This is a genomic window from uncultured Dialister sp. (assembly GCF_937959425.1).
Lineage (GTDB): Bacteria > Bacillota > Negativicutes > Veillonellales > Dialisteraceae > Dialister.
In genome coordinates, this window is the sequence record NZ_CALGPS010000022.1 from 1 (window position 1) to 6082 (window position 6082).

The 6082-nt window shown below is 48.7% G+C and carries 3 protein-coding genes; all 3 read right to left on the reverse strand.

All coding sequences use genetic code 11. From position 1 onward, the window contains the following. Positions 1–348 precede the first annotated feature (348 nt). Complete coding sequence (locus Q0482_RS00905; RefSeq protein WP_299142253.1) at positions 349–1323, reverse strand: 3D domain-containing protein; 975 nt, start codon at positions 1321–1323, stop codon at positions 349–351. 740 nt (positions 1324–2063) lie between these two features. Next, positions 2064–4232 carry a polyphosphate kinase 1 gene (ppk1, locus tag Q0482_RS00910; RefSeq protein WP_299142256.1) on the reverse strand — a complete coding sequence of 723 codons (2169 nt, stop codon included), beginning with the start codon at positions 4230–4232 and terminating at the stop codon, positions 2064–2066. A 2-nt stretch (positions 4233–4234) separates the two neighbouring features. Beyond that, positions 4235–5788: an exopolyphosphatase gene (locus Q0482_RS00915; RefSeq protein WP_299142259.1), complete on the reverse strand. Its 1554-nt coding sequence runs from the start codon at positions 5786–5788 to the stop codon at positions 4235–4237. Positions 5789–6082: the final 294 nt, after the last annotated feature.

Genomic DNA, 6082 nt, shown 5'->3' on the forward strand with positions numbered 1-6082 from the left:
CTTCGGCTGACTTGGAGGTCCTATGCAGGACCTCCACAGAGTGGAGAAATCTCCCTCCCAAATGGCATAAACCGCATTGTGACGGGAGATCTCGAGGTTCTGAGCCTCAATAGAGCCAGATACTTTTGCCTTCATATCGACATGCAGCTCCGCTCGAGATGACAATGCGGAGAACAGCTTACTGCCATTTTGAGAATTTTCTGAATCTATATGCTAAGCGGAAAAAGGGGCTGTGAAAAAATGATTTACATTTTTTCACAGCCCCCTTACTTTCTTCTCTCTGCATATTCTCACCCCAAAAATATAAAAACCGCAGAGCCCAAGGCCCTGCGGGTTTCTGTGTTCTTATCAATAATTCACAAAGACTTCCACATTCTGTCTTCCGAAATTGTAGCATTCCTCAAAGGTTTCCATGCAGAGGTCGATACGGTCTCCGATGATAGCTCCGCCGGTATCCGCTGCTACCGCTTCGCCGTAGTTTGGAATGAATACAGTAGAGCCCAGAGGAATGACCCTTGGATCGACTGCCACGGTGCCATGGCCTGCCCTGGTGCCGGTGGCAGTAATGCCGTATCCATCTCCGTCACTGGGGTGGTAGGCACTGGCGCTCATATTTCTTACATAGCCCTGGGTACCTTCTGCATCACCGGTCTTGGCAATGCCCGGAGTGCCGTGAGCCAGGATTTTCACATCTCCCGGTTCTGCTTTGATGACTTTGCCGTCGGAGATGTATTCTTCCATTTCCACTTCCCTGCGGCCGGGAGTGCCTTCCTGCACCACTTCTACCTGTCCCGGTGCCAGGCTGGCGTCATACCACTTATTATAGTGAATGGGAATAGATTCCGTACGGTTCACTACTCTGGCAGTGTAGGGTACTACGTGAATCTGCATGCCCTGGGTGACTTTCATCATGCTGTCTTCAATGGGCATCATTTTCTTCCAGTCGTAGCCTGCTTCGTTTACCACGCCCTGCACGGTCTGCTGTGTGGTATATACAGTCCTGGCTTTGCCATTGGCCACAATGGTTACGGGCTTTGCTCTTTCCACCACTACCACAGCGCCGTTCTTCACGTCGCTGCTGGATGTCCAGTATTTGTCATAGGCATTCAGGCTGACTTCAGAATCGGTGAGCACCTGTTTGTAGGTGTTCGCTCTGGTGGTAATCATTTTTTTGTCTTTGCCGTCATATACTGTTACCATTTTATCTTCGTCGGAATATCCAAACCCGAAGGCCATGGAAAGGTCTGTCTGGGCAGCCATGGCCAGCAGAAGAAGGGAACAGGTGACTGCTTTTGCTGCTTTTTCAAAGGTTGCATGTTTCATATGTTTCTCTCCTATGGCAGTTATTCTACCATAGGGAGACTTTTTGTCAAATAACAGAAGGTTTACATTATTTAAATACCGGTATTATATCGATATTGTCTATATTTTATTATATCCCTTTCCGTATTTCCCCTTATTATAAAATCCCATTGCCAGTATTTAAAACGCGTTTATTTCCTGTATTTATCGTTCTTTCGCCATTTGCTTAATTGTCAATTCTGTCCCTTTGCAATGGACATTTGTAAAAAATTAAAGTTTAATGAATACAAAATCTCCAGTTTTATTCGACTTTCCCACTATGTATTCTTTGTCCCGGGCGCCTTATTGTAAACCGAAGAAAAGGATAGACCTCGGTGGGAGATAGAACTTTTTTGTCCCATGTCACGCCGTTTATAAAACTGTCGTTTGCTGATATATTTATGCTTTGTGGGAATTTGCACAAGAAAAGTCTGCCATCCGCATAAGGCATTCCCAAAAACAGATTCATTTATGCCTCAAAGTGGAAGCGATGAAACATTTTCTCCTCTTCTCGTTTTTACCGTATTTCCTGTCTCATGATTTTCTGTACATGCTTTTTCTCCTCTCCCTCCTTTTGCATTTTCTTTCTCCGCTTATGGAAATAAAAACATCATTTAAATCGCTCTCATTTCCCCCTGTTACAGGCAAAAACGGACCGGCTCACACCTCTTTAAGGAGCATGGGCCGGTCCGTTTTCCTGCAAAAGCACGATTTTCTTATGATTAATGTCTGCCGAATACAGGCATATAAGGTTCCATCTTCTGGGCCAGTGTCATTTCCACTTCCCGGTCTCTCTGTTCTGCCAGTTTCTGGAAGTCCGCCTGGGCAGCCACTTTGTTTTCCGGAGCGATGAATTTTCTCCAGGTGCCGTCGGACTGCATGATGTGAGCTTTCTGATTGTCCGCCAGTTCCAGATCAATCATTTCTTTCAGCCTTTTGCAGATATCCGGATCCTTCACGGGAATCATGAGTTCCACGCGATCATTCAGATTGCGGGGCATCCAGTCCGCGCTGCCGATATAGAGTTCTTCACGGCCGCCGTTAGCAAACCAGAATACCCGGCTGTGTTCCAGAAAACGGCCTACCAGGCTTCTTACGGTAATATTGTCGCTGATGCCGGGGATTCCGGGGATGATAACGCAGATGCCGCGGACAATGAGTTCGATTTTCACTCCAGCCCTGGACGCTTCATAAAGTTTGGCAATGATTTCTTTATCCAGGAGGGAGTTCATTTTGGCAATCATATGGGCCGGTTCTCCCTGGAGGGCAAAATGGATTTCCCGGTCAATAAGCTCCATGCACCGCTGGCGCAGGTTGATTGGCGCCACGATGAAGGAATCCCAGATCGGCGGGTCGGAGTAGCCGGAAAGGAGATTGAAGAAGGCGGAGGCATCGCTGCCGAAGCGGTCATTGCAGGTGAAAATGCCAAGGTCCGTGTACAGCTTGGCGGTGGAAGCGTTGTAGTTGCCGGTAGCCACATGGACGTAGCGGCGGATGCCGTCCTTTTCCCTCCGGATGACCAGGGTGCACTTGGAATGGGTTTTCAACCCCACCAGGCCGTAAATAACGTGGGCTCCTGCTTTTTCCAGCCGTCTTGCCATAAGGATATTATTGGCTTCGTCAAACCGGGCCTTTACTTCCATGAGAACGGTCACCTGTTTTCCATTCTGGGCCGCTTTCTCCAAAGCCTGGATAATGGGACTGGAGGATGAAACGCGGTAGAGTGTCTGCTTGATAGCCAGTACGGCAGGGTCAGAGGCCGCAGAAGATACGAAATTGACCACAGAATCGTCGAAGGACTCATAAGGCAGATGCACCAGCAGATCCTTTTCACGGATCATGTCAAAAATATTCTTCTTGCTTTCCTTTTCCAGCTGGATCATGGACCAGGGCCGGTGCGGGTGGGCTTCGGGATAACGGAGGCTGTCATAGCCCTTGATGCCGCAGAAGGAGAAGAAAACAGTCATATCCAGAGGGCCGTCAATTTCATACATATCTTCAGGCCCCAGGTTCATTTCGGAAGTCATGAAACGGCGCATGAAGCGGCTGGTGCCCCGTTCGAATTCCAGGCGCACCGCTTCACCGCGCTGCCGCTTTTTCAGCTGCTTTTCCACTTCCACCACCAGATCCTGGGCATCTTCCTCGTCCAGATTGAGGTCCGCGTCCCTGGTAATCCGGAAGGGGCGGGCTTCCAGCATATCGAAGCCGATGAAAAGGCGGGAGGCGAAGTGACAGAGTACCTGTTCCAGGAATACGAAATCATGACGGGCCGGCGTTTCCGGATTGTCCGGCAGGCGGATAATTCTTGGCAGCACTGATGGCACCGGCACAATAGCCGTTTTTACATCAATATCGTTTTCCTCGTCAAGAGTCATATCCCGCTCGTTCCGTTCCAGCAGCATGGCAATATTAAGACTCTTGGACGCAAGGAAGGGAAATGGATGGGAAGAGTCCACTGCCATGGGGGTGACTACGGGGAAAATTTCCCTTTCAAAATAATCATCCAGCCACTTCACCTGCCGGGGCGACGCTTCATCGGGGCGGATGAAATAGAGTCCTTCCGTTTCCAGTTCCTTCAAAATCATTTTCAGGTACCGATACTGCCTTGCCACCAGCCGCTGGCAGGTATCGGAAATGGCTTCCAGCTGTTCCTCCGGTGTCATGTTGGCAATATCTCTCCGTTTCACACCGTTTTCCTTCTGGTGCTTTAAGCCGGCCACACGAATCATGAAAAATTCGTCCAGGTTGGAGCTGGTAATGGCCAGGAATTTCAATTTTTCCAGAAGCGGATTATTGGGATCCACCGCTTCCTGAAGAACTCTCCGGTTAAACTGGAGCCAGGACAGTTCTCGATTCAGATAATACCGATGATTCTTTACGTCCACGTCCATAGTTACCTCCGCTCAAGCTTGGCTTCCATGCCAAATATATTTTCAAAAAACTCTTTTTCCTTATCAAAAAGCCATGTTTCCAGGGCTGTATTCTCATCGCTTTCGTATTCTACGAGCAGGCAGTCCTTCACGATCCGGGCAGACACATCCTTCAGTTTCTGCTTTCTGGACATATCCATGGCTCTTACCAGACGGAAAACTGCAATCAGCTTCAGCGCCGTCATCTTTGATTCATCGGACAGAATGCGGAAGGGTTTGTCATCATCGCTGGGCATGCCCTTGTGGTCATAATACACAATGCATGCCACAATATCCTTTTCCTTATCAGAAATCCCGAAAATATCAGTGCCCTCTACCATGCTCCAGGCCTGAATGGACGATCCCAGCAGATTGACATATTTCCCGATCTGGTAAAGGATAATGGCCATGCGGAGAAGGAACTCATCCCTTTCATTGAGGCCGTTATACCGGTCAAAGGCCTGGATGATCTGATGACTGTACCGTTCCATGACCCGGGCATGATCCGGCTCATAATAGTAGGATGCAGCAATAGAGCGGGTAAGCTCCAGATTCTGGGCTCTCATATACAGAAGAGCCGGATCCTTCGTTTTCTGGGCGCCGTAGAAAAGGCTGGCCGCCTCCACAAAGGTCATACCCATCAGCACCACATGGCGCATAGGAACATTGTCCAGGATTTCCTTATATATATGTATGGTAGGAGAAACCACCGATGCCAGCGACTCGTCCACATGGAATTTCTGTCTGGTCATGGAAGTGGAAAGGCTTCCCGCCTCTTCATAGAAACGAAGAACATCCTCCCGCTTCACCGGGGTAATTTCATTTTTCACAGGAAGCCCCATGAGCTGTCCCACAATACGAGCCTCCCTTCCTGACAGGATGACCGTATCAATGCTGTACTTCCGGACCGTCACCCACAGAGGCTCCATAATGGCATGGATATATTCGCCAAGGGCCTGGGGAAAGTCCATGGAATCCCGCTGGTTCAGCTTGAAGGTCTCCAGAAGACGGAGCGTGCCGATATGCACATTGTGCTGATAGCAGAGCGCCCCTTTCTCCCACACCGTGAGGCCGATACAGCCGGATGTGATATCTACAAAGAGGAAATTATTTCCCATACCGCCGTCCAGGGACTTGTTATACTCCTTGAACTGATACTGCAGGCCGAAATGCTTGAAATAAATTTCCTGGGGCATGTCCACCACCTGCACATTAAAGCCTGTATTCACCCGAATCAGGTCAATAATAGAGCGGCAGTTCTCCGCCTCCCGAAGCACTGCCGTGGCATATACCGCATATACCTTCACCTGGTAATCCATGAGCAGCTGCTTCAGTCCCGACAGCATGCGGCACAGTTTCTTGATAGAAGGAAAAGACAGCCTCTTCTGGTTAAACACCTCTTCCCCAAAAGCAGTATCCTTCCGCACTGATTCAATGACCCGGATATCCTTCACACTGTTGTACTGCACAATACGCATGGATACATTGGATGAACCGATATGAATGATTCCATAAATGAGCGGCCTTTGATCCGACATAGCGAGCCCCCGTTTCTATAGACAATAAAGAAAATGACCATGCTCTTCCTGATTGATTGTACATCGGAAAAGTAAAACTTCTGTAAACTAATATCCTCCTGAAAATGATTATTTCTTATTTTATCATTATTGTATCATATCTTATGAAGAGAAGGGAAAGAGAATAAAGAGGACTGTGCGTCCCGGAATCAACGGGTTCAGAAGGGAAGGCTGGCAGGTCTTTGGCCCCGAGGGTTCTTAAGGTTCTTAAGTTGTGCGCCAGTTCGGCGTGTATAGTATAGTCTGGTGAAAGCC

What these genes read in the sequence shown, in the direction of transcription:
- ppk1 (WP_299142256.1), bottom strand. Translation starts at nt 4,232, where the DNA reads ATGGACGTGGACGTAAAGAATCATCGGTATTATCTGAATCGAGAACTG.
- Q0482_RS00905 (WP_299142253.1), bottom strand. Translation starts at nt 1,323, where the DNA reads ATGAAACATGCAACCTTTGAAAAAGCAGCAAAAGCAGTCACCTGTTCC.
- Q0482_RS00915 (WP_299142259.1), bottom strand. Translation starts at nt 5,788, where the DNA reads ATGTCGGATCAAAGGCCGCTCATTTATGGAATCATTCATATCGGTTCA.